1 protein-coding gene is annotated in these 1,372 nt (G+C 59.0%); it reads right to left on the bottom strand.

Annotation, left to right across the window (positions count from 1 at the left end; genetic code table 11):
* A partial coding sequence (locus Q0349_RS03940; RefSeq protein WP_366916268.1) for a DNA methyltransferase occupies window positions 1–1,335 on the bottom strand: 1,335 nt, incomplete at its 3' end.
* Window positions 1,336–1,372: the final 37 nt, after the last annotated feature.

Genomic DNA, 1,372 nt, shown 5'->3' with positions numbered 1-1,372 from the left:
GGGACGGCGTCTCGCATGTCGTGACGCGCCCCGGCTCGCGAGCACGTCACTTAACAGGAATTCGGCGAGGGCTTCGATTTGCCCGAGGTATTGCACGTTTGCCTGGTATTCGGCGATGACCAGCGCAAGGCGGGCGATTTCGGCGGAGAAATCGCGCAGTTCGATGCCGCGAAAGTTGGTGAGCGGGATGTCGCTTTTGCGCTGCGCTTCGCCACGGCGCTGGTTGATTTGGTTTTCGATATGGCGCAGTTCTTTGTAGGCGATGACGAGGAAGTTGCCGCTGCCGCAGGCGGGGTCAAAGACGCGGATGCGGGCGATGCGCTTGCGCAGGTTGAGCAGTTTGATTTTGTTGTCGCCGGCTTCTTCCAGCTTGGTGCGCAGTGCGTCAAGGAAGAGCGGGTTGAGCACTTTGAGGATGTTGGGCACGCTGGTGTAGTGCATGCCGAGTTCGCCGCGTTCTTCTTCGTCGGCGACCGCCTGGATCATCGAGCCGAAGATGTCCGGGTTGATTTTCGTCCAGTCGAGCAGGCCGATTTGCAGCAGGTAGGCGCGGGTGGTGCGGGTGAAGCGGGGAACGACGGGCGCGTCACTGAAGAGGCCGCCGTTGACGTAGGGGAATTTTTTTGTCCAAGCGTGAGGGCTGGCACTATCGCGGTCTTTTATGTTCATCGTGCGGAAGATTTCGCCGATGACGAAGTCGGTATCGCTGCCATCAACTGCACTCATTTGTTCGAGAGTGTTGGTAAAGGCGTGGTTGCCGAAGAATATGTTGGTGCCTTCGGCGAAAAAACAGAAGATGAGGCGCGCCATGAAGTGGTTCATATCGTGGCGGCGGTCGGCGCTTGCCCAGTCGGGGTTGTCCTTAAGGAGTGCGGTGTAGAGGCGGTTGAGTTTTGCGGTGGCGCGGATGTCAAAGGCGCTGTCGCGGATGGCCTTGACGGTGCGGATGCCGGCGAGGCCAAGGAAGAAGCCGAAGTGGTTGGGGAAGTCGGCGTAATCGCAAAACAGAGATTCGCCGCTTTGCAGGTCGGTGGCGTTGATGTGTATGCCGTCGGTGGCAAGCAGGTAATTGACCCTGTTTTTGGCGTTGGCGGGGCTTTGTTCCAGGGTGGCAAGGGTGGCAGTGGTTTTGCCCGACGGGCAGACGAGGATGTGAATGTGGTTGCGCTGGAGGACGCCGCCGCAGTCGCTTTGGTTGGTTTCACCCGCACGCAATCGTTTCAGCGTGGTGGCCTTGTTGCCAAAGGCTTCGAGGAACTGGTAGGGAAATTCGTCGGCATCCCAGGGTTGGCTGAAGAGTTCGCTGACGGCTTGTTCGATTTCGATGGCGTTCATGGGCGGGTAGGACTGGTGGGGAGCGGCGGATTATAGC

This window comes from uncultured Cardiobacterium sp., assembly GCF_938028185.1.
Lineage (GTDB): Bacteria > Pseudomonadota > Gammaproteobacteria > Cardiobacteriales > Cardiobacteriaceae > Cardiobacterium.
The sequence above is the reverse complement of the archived record's forward strand: the minus strand, read 5'-3'. Positions and strand labels throughout refer to the sequence as shown.